Annotated in this window: 14 protein-coding genes; 8 read left to right on the forward strand and 6 right to left on the reverse strand. The window is 62.3% G+C overall.

Annotated features, from left to right (window positions below):
* Positions 1–17: 17 nt before the first annotated feature.
* Positions 18–404: a type III effector protein gene (locus tag BVU17_13630; GenBank protein ID AUG48513.1), complete on the reverse strand. Its 387-nt coding sequence runs from the start codon at positions 402–404 to the stop codon at positions 18–20.
* Positions 405–605: 201 nt separating this feature from the next.
* On the opposite strand from BVU17_13630, the gene BVU17_13635 reads away from it, so the two are divergent.
* The 3 genes from BVU17_13635 (at position 606) to BVU17_13645 (ending at position 3965) form a co-directional block, all read left to right on the forward strand.
* On the forward strand, positions 606–1610 hold the full coding sequence (locus BVU17_13635; GenBank protein ID AUG48514.1) for a type I glyceraldehyde-3-phosphate dehydrogenase: 1005 nt from the start codon (positions 606–608) through the stop codon (positions 1608–1610).
* Between the two features lie 296 nt (positions 1611–1906).
* Complete coding sequence (locus tag BVU17_13640) at positions 1907–3115, forward strand: phosphoglycerate kinase (GenBank protein AUG48515.1); 1209 nt, start codon at positions 1907–1909, stop codon at positions 3113–3115.
* 271 nt (positions 3116–3386) lie between these two features.
* The gene (locus tag BVU17_13645) at positions 3387–3965 is read left to right on the forward strand and encodes a riboflavin synthase (GenBank protein AUG48516.1); all 579 of its coding nucleotides are present in this window, start codon (positions 3387–3389) and stop codon (positions 3963–3965) included.
* Here the strand turns inward: BVU17_13645 and BVU17_13650 are convergent.
* Complete coding sequence (locus BVU17_13650) at positions 3962–4996, reverse strand: hypothetical protein (protein AUG48517.1); 1035 nt, start codon at positions 4994–4996, stop codon at positions 3962–3964. The two genes, BVU17_13645 and BVU17_13650, sit on opposite strands and share 4 nt — an antisense overlap.
* A 166-nt stretch (positions 4997–5162) precedes the next feature.
* Between BVU17_13650 and BVU17_13655 the strand changes: the two genes are divergently transcribed.
* The 3 genes from BVU17_13655 to BVU17_13665 all read left to right on the forward strand — a co-directional run bounded on the left by BVU17_13655 (position 5163) and on the right by BVU17_13665 (position 8088).
* Entirely contained in the window at positions 5163–5756 is a 594-nt protein-coding gene (locus BVU17_13655) for a glutamine amidotransferase subunit PdxT (protein ID AUG48518.1), read from the forward strand.
* 36 nt (positions 5757–5792) lie between these two features.
* Positions 5793–6089: a phosphoribosyl-ATP diphosphatase gene (locus tag BVU17_13660; protein ID AUG48519.1), complete on the forward strand. Its 297-nt coding sequence runs from the start codon at positions 5793–5795 to the stop codon at positions 6087–6089.
* 61 nt (positions 6090–6150) lie between these two features.
* Positions 6151–8088 (forward strand): two-component system sensor histidine kinase, encoded by a 1938-nt coding sequence (locus BVU17_13665; GenBank protein AUG48520.1) that lies wholly within the window; start codon positions 6151–6153, stop codon positions 8086–8088.
* 23 nt (positions 8089–8111) lie between these two features.
* Here the strand turns inward: BVU17_13665 and BVU17_13670 are convergent, their stop codons facing one another.
* On the reverse strand, positions 8112–8429 hold the full coding sequence (locus BVU17_13670) for a hypothetical protein (GenBank protein ID AUG48521.1): 318 nt from the start codon (positions 8427–8429) through the stop codon (positions 8112–8114).
* A 93-nt stretch (positions 8430–8522) separates the two neighbouring features.
* Between BVU17_13670 and BVU17_13675 the strand changes: the two genes are divergently transcribed.
* Positions 8523–9518 carry a GTP-binding protein gene (locus BVU17_13675; protein ID AUG48522.1) on the forward strand — a complete coding sequence of 332 codons (996 nt, stop codon included), beginning with the start codon at positions 8523–8525 and terminating at the stop codon, positions 9516–9518.
* Between the two features lie 141 nt (positions 9519–9659).
* Here the strand turns inward: BVU17_13675 and BVU17_13680 are convergent, their stop codons facing one another.
* Both BVU17_13680 and BVU17_13685 read right to left on the reverse strand, forming a co-directional pair.
* The gene (locus tag BVU17_13680) at positions 9660–10370 is read right to left on the reverse strand and encodes an SIMPL domain-containing protein (protein AUG48523.1); all 711 of its coding nucleotides are present in this window, start codon (positions 10368–10370) and stop codon (positions 9660–9662) included.
* A gap of 61 nt (positions 10371–10431) precedes the next feature.
* Positions 10432–11712: a TIGR00341 family protein gene (locus BVU17_13685; GenBank protein ID AUG48524.1), complete on the reverse strand. Its 1281-nt coding sequence runs from the start codon at positions 11710–11712 to the stop codon at positions 10432–10434.
* A 146-nt stretch (positions 11713–11858) separates the two neighbouring features.
* Between BVU17_13685 and BVU17_13690 the strand changes: the two genes are divergently transcribed.
* Positions 11859–12476: a GTP-binding protein gene (locus BVU17_13690; protein ID AUG48525.1), complete on the forward strand. Its 618-nt coding sequence runs from the start codon at positions 11859–11861 to the stop codon at positions 12474–12476.
* Positions 12477–12651: 175 nt separating this feature from the next.
* Here the strand turns inward: BVU17_13690 and BVU17_13695 are convergent, their stop codons facing one another.
* Complete coding sequence (locus BVU17_13695; GenBank protein ID AUG48526.1) at positions 12652–13674, reverse strand: integrase; 1023 nt, start codon at positions 13672–13674, stop codon at positions 12652–12654.
* Positions 13675–13810: the final 136 nt, after the last annotated feature.

Genomic DNA, 13810 nt, shown 5'->3' on the forward strand with positions numbered 1-13810 from the left:
ACCGTGTGCTATGCGCGCTACAGTTCGATGTCCGCGGAGTCCTCTTCGGGGTCGAAGGTGACTTCGAGGATACCGTTGTTGTACGTCGCGGCGGCGGAGTGCTCGTCGACGCGAGTCGGGAGAGTCAGTCGTTCGTGGTACTCGCGCTCCGGACTTTCGGCGTTGATCGTGAGAACAGTCCCGTCGCACTTGAGGTCGATTGCATCCTTGTCGACACCCGGAACGTCGGCGACGACCCGGATTTCCTCGTCGGTTTCGTGAACGTCGACGTGGAGGTCGGCCCCACCGCCACCGGTGTCCCGGTCGATGTGGACATCGCCTTCAGCCCCCATCATCTCGTCCATCATCCGCTCTATTTCCCGGAAGAACTCGTCGAACGGGTCGTCACTGTCATCGCGTCTCATTCCTATCGGTCAGTACGTCCGTCCGTTTCAAAAGCCTTCGGACGAATCTAGTATCTGCCAACAGATACTGTCGAGGGGACACCCTCAGTCGAGATGGCACCCTCACTATTAATCATTCGAGCCCGAACACGCATAAACAAACACAAATTTACAACAAATCCGAAAACACTTTACACTGACCGACTGCCTCTCTAGACACCAATGAGTGAGCCAGTTCGCGTCGGCCTCAACGGCTTCGGCCGTATCGGCCGCAACGTATTCCGCGCATCGTTACACAGCGACGACGTCGAGATTGTCGGCATCAACGACGTGATGGACGATTCGGAGATCGACTACTTCGCCCAGTACGACACCGTCATGGGCGAACTCGAAGGAGCCAGCGTCGACGACGGCGTCCTCACGGTCGACGGAACCGACTTCGAGGCGGGCGTCTTCCACGAAACCGACCCCACACAGCTCCCGTGGGACGACCTCGACGTTGACGTGGCCTTCGAAGCGACCGGCATCTTCCGAACCAAGGAGGACGCGAGCCAGCATCTCGACGCCGGGGCCGACAAGGTCCTCATCTCCGCGCCGCCGAAGGGCGACGAGCCGGTCAAGCAGCTCGTCTACGGCGTCAACCACGACGAGTACGACGGCGAGAAGGTCGTCTCGAACGCCTCCTGTACGACCAACTCCATCACACCGGTGGCGAAAGTGCTGGACGAGGAGTTCGGCATCAACGCCGGCCAGCTGACCACGGTCCACGCCTACACCGGCTCCCAGAACCTGATGGACGGCCCGAACGGCAAGCCCCGCCGCCGCCGCGCCGCCGCCGAGAACATCATCCCGACCTCCACCGGTGCCGCGCAGGCGGCCACCGAGGTTCTGCCCGAACTTGAGGGGAAACTCGACGGGATGGCTATCCGCGTCCCGGTGCCGAACGGCTCCATCACCGAGTTCGTCGTCGACCTCGACGACGACGTGACGGAGAGCGACGTCAACGCCGCCTTCGAAGAGGCCGCCGCCGGCGAACTCGAAGGCGTGCTTGGCGTCACGAGCGACGACGTCGTCTCCTCGGACATCCTCGGGGACCCGTACTCCACGCAGGTCGACCTGCAGTCGACGAACGTCGTCTCCGGAATGACGAAGATCCTCACTTGGTACGACAACGAGTACGGCTTCTCGAACCGGATGCTCGACGTGGCCGAGTACATCACCGAGTAAGCGCGGAAACGGTTTTCGGCGCTGGTAAGATTTATAATTATTATTCGCTAAGAATAAGGCACACATAGAGTCCAAACCAGCACCTGACCCCTGGTCGGCTCTGTGTGTCGACACAGGCCCGTTTTCACAGCCGGCGCGCCGTGTCCCGGCGTCGGCTGTGTACGGTGCCGGTGTCCCCACCCTCTCCGCCCCCATTTTTTACACTGGCAGCACGGCAAGTAGCGGCGGTGCTCCTCAAAAAGGCCGCTGCTGTTCGGACTCGGAAACCGTTAAGCGGTCGGCAGGTTTCCCTTTCAATGATGACTTTCCAGACGCTCGACGACCTCGACGACGGACAGCGCGTCCTCGTCCGACTCGATCTCAATTCACCGGTGGAGGACGGTGAAGTACAGGACAACCGGCGGTTCGAACGCCACGCCGAGACCATCAGCGAACTCGTCGACCGCGGGTTCGAGGTCGCAGTGCTGGCCCACCAGGGCCGCCCGGGCCGCGACGATTTCGTCTCGCTTTCCCAGCACGCCGACATCCTCGCCGACCACATCGACCACCCGGTCGAGTTCATCGACGAGACCTACGGCCCGCAGGCGATTCACGACATCGCCGACCTCGATAGCGGCGACGTGCTCGTCCTCGAAAACACGCGGATGTGCGACGACGAACTCCCCGAGGAAGACCCCGAAGTGAAGGCCCAGACGGAGTTCGTCCAGACGCTCAAAGACGAGTTCGACGCCTACATCAACGACGCCTACTCGGCGGCCCACCGCTCGCACGCCTCGCTCGTGGGCTTCCCGCTCGTGATGGACGCCTACGCCGGCCGCGTGATGGAGACCGAGTACGAGGCAAACACCGCCATCGCCGAGAAGGAGTTCGACGGGCAGGTGACGATGGTCGTCGGCGGCACCAAAGCGACCGACGTCATCGACGTGATGACCCACCTAGACGAGACGGTCGACGACTTCCTGCTTGGCGGCATCGCGGGCGAACTGTTCCTGCGGGCCGCGGGCCGTCCGGTCGGCTACGACATCGACGACGCGAACCTCTACGACGAGCAGTGGGAGCAAAACAGCGAGAAAATCGAGTCTATGCTCGACGACCACCGCGACCAGATTACCCTCGCGGTCGACCTCGCCTACGAGGACGAGAACGGCGACCGCGCTGAACAGGCCGTCGACGACATCGAGGAGAAGACTGTCTCCTACCTCGACGTTGGCAGCGAGACGGTCATGGAGTACTCGCCGGTCATCCGCGACTCCGAGGCCGTCTTCGTGAAGGGAGCCCTGGGAATGTTCGAGGACGAGCGGTTCTCCGTCGGGACCGCTGGCGTGCTCGAAGCCATCGCCGAGACCGACTGCTTCTCCGTCGTCGGCGGCGGCGACACCTCACGAGCCATCGAGATGTACGGGATGGAAGAAGACGAGTTCGGCCACGTCTCTATCGCGGGCGGTGCGTACATCCGAGCGCTGACCGGCGCGGAGCTGGTCGGCGTCGAAGTGCTACAGCGTTAACCGCGGCCTTTCGTCTCGGCGTGTCGCAGATCCCAGTCTCCGAGTAGTTCGTCGGGCACCTCGACGAGGCGACCGGTTTCGGTCGGCTCGGTCCGGGCGTGGCGGGCAGTCCAATCGTGGTCAGCGTCGGGCGTGGCTGCCATACGCAGCGGTACCAGCGGCGTGAATAAATTCCTTCCGTTTAAGTAATGTAAATAATTACTCGATTCCGAGTCTATATTCCGTCTCCGAGAAGCGAAGTGCTTTCCGCCAGCCGCGACGTATCTGGAATATGTTCACCGGAATCGTCGAGACGACCGGCGAGGTGCAGGCGGTTATTGACGACGAGGGCGGGCGTCGGATGCGAATCGGCGCGCCGTTCGACGGACTTGACCACGGCCAGTCGATCAGCGTCAGCGGCGTCTGTCTCACCGTCGAGAAGGCGGTCGACGGCGAGTGGTTCGAGGTGTTTCTCGCTCAGGAGACGCTTGCCCGGACGTTTTTCGATGCCCTCAACGGTGGGGACCGAGTGAACCTTGAGCGGGCAATGCCCGCCGACGGGCGGTTCGACGGCCACATCGTGCAGGGCCACGTCGATACGACAGCCGAAATCGTCGGTATCGAACAGGAGGGAGAAGACTGGACGTTCACCTTCTCTCTCCCCGAAGCTCATCGGGACTACCTGGTTCAGAAAGGGTCGATAACGGTCGACGGCATCAGCCTGACCGTCGCCGACCGGCGCTCCGAGGAATTCGACGTGGCAATCATTCCGACGACGTACGCCGAGACGACGCTGTCGGAGAAGTCCGTCGGCGATCCGGTCCATCTGGAGGTCGACGTGGTCGCGAAATACGTCGAGCAGCTTACTTAGGGGTCGAACTCGGTCTGCTCCGGATGAATCGTAGTCTCGTCCGGGTCCTCGTGCGCGCGGTTGTACGCCTGCCGATACGCGTGAATCTTCTTCAGCAACAGGAGGCCAAAGATGGAGTCGTACACGATGACGAAGCCGAAGAACGCGACGAGGAAGTCGACGTTGTATAGCGTGGCCGCGATGGCCGTCACTGGGCTGGCCAGCGTGTTGTAAACGGCGTGGATGAGCGAAGCGATGAGCAATCCTTTCAGGACGATGGGGCCGGCATCGTCCGGATTGAATTTCGCCAGGCCGAGATAGTAGCCGGCGAAGGCCGAGTAGATGACGTGGCCCGGCCCCGCAAGCGCTCTGACCGCAGTGATGTCGCTGCTAGCGGCGAGTAACTGTACTGTCCCGGCGGTCATTTCGGTGTTCTGCGTGATGTACAGCGCGTTCTCGATGGTCGCAAAGCCAAGACCGGCGATGGCGCCGTACACCGCGCCGTCAACGACGGCGTCGAAACGGGTGTCACGGAAGGCGTACAGGCGCACCGCCAGCAGCTTTACCGTCTCCTCGACAGGGCCGACGATGAGGAAGAAAAAGAACACCTGGCCGAGAAACGGTACCAAGCCGAACCCGGAGCCAATAGCCTGGACCGGTCTACCGAAAATACCGTTGAGCACGCCCGCGAAGCCGGCGAACAGCACGCCAAGGAGGAACGTCCCCACGAGCAGCGTCAACGGTTCCTGCGTGGTCACGTCGGCGTAGTAAATGTACGCCGCGAGACCGAGGGCCGGGACGGCGGAGAGGATGGCCATGCCGGCAAACAGCGGCTGGTCGCCGAGCGCGCCAAGGCTCCCGAACGCGACCTGCAAGAGGAGAATCGCGATAGCTGTGATAACGACGAGATACCGCAGCGTCCGTATGCCGATGTGGTAGAGCCAGTGGGCGAACCGGTCCAGCGTCGACCGGGGCTCCCAAGTCGATATCTCATAGAGGTCTGCCGACCCGTCCGCGTTTACCTCGACCGGGTCCTGCCGTCGCTTTCCCATGTGCCACGTCTACAGTCCGTCTCACCTAACCGTTTGGTTCGGTTATAGCCGAGCGAGCACCGGGCGGCGGTATGCCTGATACTGTGTGCAGTCAGGACAGTCCCCGCCAGAGCGGACACTTGCAGGAGACGAGAGGCTTTTCGCACGGGGCCACCAACAGGGAGACATGACACTACGCGCGGGTGTACTCGCGGTTCAGGGCGATGTCTCTGAACACGGGGACGCAATCGAGCGGGCAGCAGCGGCCCACGACCGGACTGCGGAGGTCGTCGAAATACGCGAAGCAGGGCTGGTCCCGGACTGCGATGTCCTGTTGCTACCGGGCGGGGAATCGACCACGATTTCGCGGCTTATCCACCGAGAGGGCATCGCAGAAGAGATCGAGTCACACGTCGACGCCGGCAAGCCGGTGCTGGCGACGTGTGCCGGGCTCATCGTCAGCGCGACCGACGCACAGGACGACCGCGTCGACACGCTGAACGTCATCGACGTCTCGGTCGAACGCAACGCATTCGGGCGACAGAAAGACAGCTTCGAAGCGCCACTTGACGTGACCGGGCTCGATGAGGCGTTCCCGGCGGTGTTCATCCGCGCACCGGTCATCGACTACGTGGGCGAGGACGTCGAAGTGCTGGCGGCGTGGGACGACCGCCCGGTCGCGGTCCGTGACGGGCCGGTCGTCGGCACGTCGTTCCATCCCGAACTGACTGAGGACCCGCGCATTCACGACCTGGCCTTTTTCGACTCCGTAGAGTCGTAGCGACGGCCTGAAGGCCCCGCTGGCCGAACAGCGGCTATGAGCGACGACACCGTCAACGTTATCGACGAACTGTTCGCTGTCATCGAGGACCGCAAGGCGAACCTTCCCGAAGACTCCTATACGGCGTCGCTGTTTACCCACGAGAAGGGCGAAAACGCCGTGCTGGAGAAGCTCGGTGAAGAGACGACCGAACTCATTCTGGCGGCCAAAGACGACGACCGCGAGGAGTTGGCCCACGAATCAGCCGACATCGTCTATCACCTGCTCGTCCTGCTGTCGATGAAGGAGATGGATGTCGACGACTTGCGGGCGGAGCTGGCGAAGCGACGGTAAATTCCGCTCGTCAGGTTCAGGGCACGACAGATTGACACCGACACGGTGCATATCGAAGCCCATGGGTCATGTGGCGTCGGGCGTTACAGTCCTCTGTGTCGACGACGAACCATCGTACGCCGACCTTATCGCGACACATCTCGAACGCAAGGACACAGCGATCGATGCAACCGGCGTCACGAGTGCGACAGACGGGCTGTCGTATCTGGACGAGCACGATGTGGACTGCATCGTCAGTGACTACGACATGCCTGGTATCGACGGGCTAGAGTTCCTGGAGACGGTCCGCGCCAGAGACCCGGATATGCCGTTCTTGTTATTTACCAGTCAGGGGAGCGAGTCACTCGCAAGCGAGGCAGTCACGGCCGGCGTCACCGACTACATTCAAAAAACGCACGGGTCACAGCAGTACGCCGTCCTCGCACATCGAATCCGAAACGCCGTCGAGCGCGTCAGAGCGAAAGCAACGGCTGACGCCGCACAGGAACGGACAAAACGAATTCTCGACGCGACAAGCGATTCGGTCCTCATCAGCGTGGCCGACACTGTCGTGTACGCGAACCCGGCGGCGGTGGATCTGTTCGGCGCGGCCAACAGCGATGACCTCTGTGGCCGGCCACTGACTGGCCTCGTCGAGCCGACGACGGACGGCGGGACCGATACCGTCGAGCACGTTGTCAAGGACGACCAGACGGCCGGCTACGTCGAGCAGACGATACGGACACTGGCCGGCAACACCATCCGGGCCAGCGTCACAGCGTGTGACGTGACCTGGGACAGCGAAGACGGTACGGTGTCGGTCATCAGCGACCGAAGCGATATCGACGAGCGCGAGCATCGACTCGAAGCGCTACACGAGGCCACGCGACAGTTGATGGCCGCGGAAGTCCGCAACGAAGTCGCCGGCATCGGCGTCAACGCCGCTGCAGATATCATCGGACTCGACGCGAATGCTGTCCACCTCATCAACGACGATGGAGAGTTAGAGCCCGTCGCCGCGACCGCGGCGGCCCGGGAGCTAGTCGGTGATATTCCGACGTTGAGGCCGAGTGACAGCATCGCCTGGCGGGTGTACGAGAGCGGTGAGGCAACCGCAGTTCCCGACGTGCGGCTGGATTCGGACGTGCAGAACCCCGAGACGCCGATACGAAGCGAACTGTATCTACCACTAGGGAAACACGGCATTCTCATCGCCGCGTCGGCGACTGTCGACGCCTTCAACGAGGCAGACATCGTCGCTGGGCGAATCCTCGCGGCGAACATGGAGGTGGCCCTCGCCGCCGTTGAGCGCGACAGACAGCTCCGTGACCGCGAGCAGGAACTGTCGACGCAAAACGACCGGCTGGAACAGTTCGCGACAGTCGTCAGCCACGACCTCCGTAACCCCCTGAACGTCGCTATCGGGCGGCTGGAGGCGGTAAAAGAGGAGCACGACGACGAAAACATCGCTGCGATAGAGCAGGCACTCGACCGGATGCAGACGCTGATAGACGACCTGCTGTTGCTGGCCCGGACTGGCGACAGCGTCGCTGAAATGGAAACGGTCGCACTGGCGACGGCAGTCACTGACTGCTGGGAGGTCGTCGATACCGGTGACGCGGCGCTGGTGGTCGACACTGACCGCAAGATACAGGCAGACATGACGCGGCTCAAACAGTTGCTGGAGAACCTGATCCGAAACGCCGTTGAGCACAGCGCTACGGACAGTCAGCTACAGTCTGAGGGTGCTGACAGACACGGCAGTCCGGCCGTAACCATAACCGTTACCGAGATTCCGGACGGGTTCGCCGTCTCAGACGACGGCCCGGGAGTTCCCGAATCCGACCGGGAGACAGTGTTCGAAAGCGGCTACTCGACGACGACTGACGGCACCGGGTTCGGACTCTCAATAGTATCACAGATCGCCGCTGCCCACGACTGGACGGTCACACTCACTGAGAGCGATACCGGCGGCGCACGCTTCGAGTTTACCGGCGTCGACGTGATAGCGGGAGAATAAGGCGCTCAGTCGTCGTCGCGGCCCTACTCCTCGATGGGGGCGAATCGGTGCCGGACGACCTCGCTGTCGTCGTCCCACTCGAAACTGCCGTGGACTTTCTTCATGCGCTCCTTGTACGCGTCGAGGTCCTCCGACCCCTCACGCTGTGCGTCCTCGTCGGTCATGTCGCCCAGTGTCCGGCGGGTTACGTCTGTTACCTCGAATTCGGTGCCGTCTATCTCGAAGGTGTCACCCTCGTCAGCGTACTGGTGGCCACGGTGCATCTGGGTGACTCGCCCCTCGGCAGCCATCTGCTGGACGTGGTCGTTGGGGAGAATCTCGCCGGCGTCAATCTGTGCCATATCAGAACTGTGTCCGGGACGCTGAAAAGCGTGACTCGCAACAGTTTGGGCGCGATTGAACGCGCTTTTACGCTCCGGCCGTCAACAGAACCTATGAGCCATCCCTTCGAGGGTCTGCCGACGACGCCCACTGCCGAGGAGCTCGTGGACAAAGCCTTCTCGCGGGCGTCACGCGCCGGCGGGGCCAAGGACGGGAACGAAGCCCAGCAATCGATGCTGATGACGGCGTCGAACATCGCCTCCGACAACATGGAGAACGTGGTGACCGCGTGGCCGACGATTGACGACCTCGATCCCTTCTACGTCGAACTCGCCGACGCTGTCGTCGGCGAAGCCTACCCCGCGGACGACGACCCCGGTATCGACGCGCTGAAACAGCACCTGTCTGAAATCTCGTGGGCCGCCGACAAAGTCGTCGAGATCCGCCAGGAGTACGAGAGCCGCGTCGCCCGCGGCGACATCGACACCGCCCGGAAGCTCCGCAAGCAGGCCTTCGCCCGCATTGCCGACGTGGTCGAGGAGGTCGAGGACGACCTCGCCGCCGTCTCGACCGCCCATAACGCCCTGAAAGGCATCCCCGACATCCGCCCGGACGAGCCGGCCATCGTCGTCGCCGGCTACCCCAACGTCGGCAAGTCGTCGTTCGTCAACCGCGTCACGCGGGCCGACAACAAGATCGCCTCGTATCCGTTCACGACGACGCAGATCCGCGTCGGCCACTTCGAAGACCAGCGCATCCGCTACCAGCTCGTGGACACCCCCGGCCTGCTCGACCGCCCGCCGGAGGACCGCAACGAAATCGAGTCACAGGCCGTGAGCGCGCTCGAACACCTCGCCGACGCGGTCCTCGTGTTTATCGACCCAAGTGGCGAGTGTGGCTATCCGCTCGCGGACCAGCTTGAACTCCGAAACGCCATCGAAGCACGCTTCGACGTGCCCGTGCTGACCATCTCGAACAAGAGCGACCTCTCAACAGACGTAGAGGCCGACCACTACATGAGCGTCACCGAAGGCGACAACGTCGACGGCGTGTTGCAGGCCGCTATTGACGCGGTGGATTACGAACTCGAACTGCCGTTTGACGAGTAGCGAGACATAGCGAGACGCCAACCAACGGGAGGCGTCTCGAAGACTCCGAGCGAGGAGCGCGGTGACCCGCGGGGATTGCGGTCACCAACGAGAGGGGTCTCGAAAGCACCGAATGGGGAGCGGAGTCGCGAGAAAGACGTCTTAGTTTAGCTCGTAGGTGACACTGACAGAGGCGTCGACAGTGACATCGCCGGGCTGGATGCTCGTCCGCCCGCCGGCGTCGGCGGCCATCGCTTCCGCATACACAACGGGCCGGCCGTGGTTGCTGGTCTGAATCGTGACCGCGTCACCGACGGATCGATCCTCCGCAGCGGCGACGACTTCGGCGTCCGTCCGGGCGTTATCCATGGCGGTCGTCAGGGCCTCTTCGCGAGCATCCTGTCTCGTCTCCTCGCTCAGTGAGTAGCGGACACCCTCGACGCGGTCCGCGCCGGCGTCGACTGCGGCATCAATGAGCGTCCCGGCAGTCGAAACGTTGCTCGTTTCCGCTTCGACAGTGTGAATCGCCACGTAACCGACCTGTTCGCGTCCTTCTCGACGCTGCTCGTATTCGGGGCGGATCTGGAACCGCGAGGAAGTCACGTCTGCGCCCTCACCTTCAAGAGCCGACACGATAGCGTCAGCATCGCCGCTGAGGTTGTTTCGCGCCGCTTCGGCGGTCTCACCGCGACCCACTGCGGCGACGGTGACAGTTGCACGGTCGGGCGTGCGTTCGACGGTCGCGTCGGCGCTGACGCTCACGGTCGAATTCGTCGACGGCGCGACGGTCCCGGTGTCCGCGAGTGCGAACCCGACGCCGCCGGTAATGAGCAGTGCCAGCACGCCAGCGATTGCGAGTGGTCGTGATACCATACCGTCTCCGACACACCCAGCGGTATTTATATCGTCGAACGCTCAAAGTCGGTTTTGAGCGTCAGCTGTTCCGTTCGACAGTGACGTAGTGAACTTCCGTCGCAACGTCTCGACCGGCCGCGTTGTCAGCCACAGTATCGAGCTGGTCGGCAAGCAGTGGCTGCTCCGCGTCCGGCGGCAGACCGACAGTGACGACGACGCGGCGCGGCTGTTGGAATATCGCGGTGTTCGTCGACTTGACTTCGACCGACAGGACACTCGCCGGCGGGTCGACGCTTGCTTCAATGCCCTCGCGGATGTCCGACTCCGTCGTCGCTCGCTGGTAGGAGTCCAGCGTCACACCGCCCAGAAACGCTGACAGGACGAGTATTGAGACGACGAGGACGCCGATTCGTTTGACAGTCGCCGACCGCGCGTTGCTCTCCTGAAACCAGTGTTCGGGGCGGTACCCCTGATACCAGAGTCCGACGAGCACCGCGAGGTTGATAGAGAGGACGTTTACCAGCAGCAATACGGCAGATCCGAGACTGACGAGCGGCTGGCCCCACGCGATGCCGATGCCGATCGTGGCCGCCGGTGGAATGAGTGCGACGGCGATCATGACGCCCACCAGTGCCGTCGAGACGCCGCTGGTGAGACTGACGACGCCGGCCGCGCCAGCGCCGAGTGCGACGATCAGCGAGAGGAAGTCGGGGGCGACCCGCTCGCGTATCTGCCCGACAGAGGTCACGTCAGCGAGCGGCGGGATGACGTTGGCATGCCGGACGAGCAGGGCGAAGACAGTCGCGCTTGCCACGGCGAGTCCGAGCCCGATGGCCTGAAGTTTGACCCCCTGTGCGAACATCTCGTGGTCGTCGACGACGGTGCCGACGTTGGCGGTCATCGCCGGGCCGATGAGCGGTGCGATGACCATCGAACCCACGACGACGGCCGGAGAGTCGAGCAGCAACCCCGCGGTCGCAATAATCGCGCTGATGACCGTCATCAGCGCGTAGTTCGACATCGAGGGCGCGAGGTCGTTTGCTTTCGAGGTGAGCTCCTCCCGCGCGATGCGGTCCTCGTCTTCTTCCTCGGCGTACTTCTCCTCTAGCTCGTCGAACTGGCTGGAGATGACGGTGTTCGCATCCACGACGACTGTGTAGCCGTCGTCGTTGATACCAACGTCCCGCAACTCTTCGAGAACTGGTTCGAGTGCGTTGGTTGGGACTGGAAAGGTGACGACAGCGGTGAACTCCCGCCCACTCGTCTCTTCGGTGAGCACGTAATCGATGCCCTCCTCGGCCAACACGCCCAGAACGGCGTCGCGCTTCCCTGTGGGAATCAGTATCTGTACCAGCCGCACGGCTCCGGGTGGGACCCCTGACACCAAAAAGCCAGCTAGTCAGCCGGTCCAGGTTCAGCAACGGATGAAGGGACGATTGTGAATTCCGGAACCGTCGGTCCGCCCAAAACGAACGCGTTTTTCCCCGCTGACGGAGTACACGAGGTATGTTCGAGTCACGACCGGACCGGGACACCGAGGTGATACTCGTCGGCCGGTCAAACGTCGGGAAATCGACGTTGATGCGCGAAATAACGGGCCACACGTTCGATACGGGCCAGCGACCCGGCGTCACCCGTTCACCCAACCACTTCGACTGGGCCAGCGCCGATTTCGTTGTCAGCGACCTTCCCGGTTTCGGGTACATGAAAGGCGTTCCAGAAGACGTCCGCGAAGAAATCAAGACCGACGTGGTCCAGTACGTCGAGCGACATGCCGAACAGATTCTCGTCGGTATCCTCGTCGTCGACGGCAAATCGGTCATCGACATCATCGACCGCCATTCCGGCCCCGACGAAATCCCACACGACGTGGAGATGTTTCACTTCCTCCGAGAGATTGGCGTCGAACCGGTCGTCGCAGTCAACAAAATGGACAAGGTTGACGACAAGGATGAGCGCCTGAACGACCTCTGTGACCGACTCGGACTCCATCCACCATGGCAACAGTGGCAGGAGACTATCGCACCGATAACTGCGAAGCGCGGCGCCATCGAGCCCCTGAACGAGGCTGTCCGGCACCACCTTCACGACGCCCAGCGTGACGAGCTGTTCCAGTTCTTCTGAACAGCGTTGTTCGGGTTCAGGTCACTAGCAATCAGTGCTTAATTTGCACCCTCGTCGGAGTTGTGCTGGCAAATATAGTATGTGGATTACCGAACGCGCGGAGCGCGTATGGACTCGCCGGGTAGTAGTCTGAAATTTACACGACAACGGGGGGTTGTGTTTGGTAATGGTCATGTTAGATTCGCTCCAGTTGCTTCTTTCGAACCGCCATTTTCTCCTGATTCGTCCGCACATCGTAGTGCTCGTACAGCACTTCGAGCGATACGTCGCACCGTTCACTGACGATCTCCGGAGACACGTCGCTGTTCAGGTGGTAGGTGATACTGCCACGCCGGAGTCCGTGGGGTGACCGGGAAGACGGGCACTTGCTGTGGGCCGCACGCGAACCCAGTGCCTCGCAGGTCGACGGGTCCGACGGGTCAGCGTCGTGGGGACACCCACCGAGAACGCACGGCTGGGTGAGCTTGTTCACCCACTTGTAGATGGTATCACCCGCGGGCCGGCCGTGCTGCGAGGTGATTAGTGGCTTGCGGCCGTAGTCGTCGGTCCGCTCGTAGCGGTCAGGGTTGTCGAGATAATCGTCGACGACTTGGTAGTCGCTCGGCCCCAGGTAGACCCACCGCTCGCCGTCTTCACCGTTCTTGAGTTTCGTTCCCTCGTCAATGCGGTGCTCCAGCACCAGCGCGTAGTCGTCGGGACGAAGGTCGTCAACGTCCAGTGACCGAAGGGCCGACCGGCGCATCGCCGTCTTCCACAGGATCAGGAAGACAACGTGATCCCGGCTCGCATAGCGGTACTCGTGAAGGTAGTCGAGTATCCGGTGTGCCCGGTCTGCGCTCAGGTGGACTTCGCGGCTTTCAGCTCCGTCGGGCAGCTCGGGCGCGTGGACTTTCTCGGCCAGCCCATCGTCGACGCCCTCGATGTCAGCCCAGTATCGGAGGGCTTCGCGAATCGTCGAGAGTTGCTTCTGGAGGGTCAATGCCGCTATGTCTCCCCGTCGCCATGCCACGAAATCAGCTAAGTCGCGGCCGGTGAGGTTGTTCAGGTTCTCGATGTCGCGCTCCTCACACCATTCGTTGAAGAACCGGAGTCGCGTCTTCGCGTTCCGCATCGTACTCTCGCGGACGGACGGCTCTCGGTGTCGGAGGAATCGCTCGATGCCTTCCTCCGGCGATAGATCCATCAGATCCTCGCTCATGCTCGCCCCCGCTTTCGCTTCCGATAACAGCCTAGACAGCGGGACTCACCGGGATAACAGAAATTCTCACAGCCGTCAGTCTCACACTTGTCCACGTCTTCGATGACGCGGTCGCTCACGCACGCGCACCTCCAGA

The organism is Haloarcula taiwanensis, from assembly GCA_002844335.1.
Lineage (GTDB): Archaea > Halobacteriota > Halobacteria > Halobacteriales > Haloarculaceae > Haloarcula > Haloarcula taiwanensis.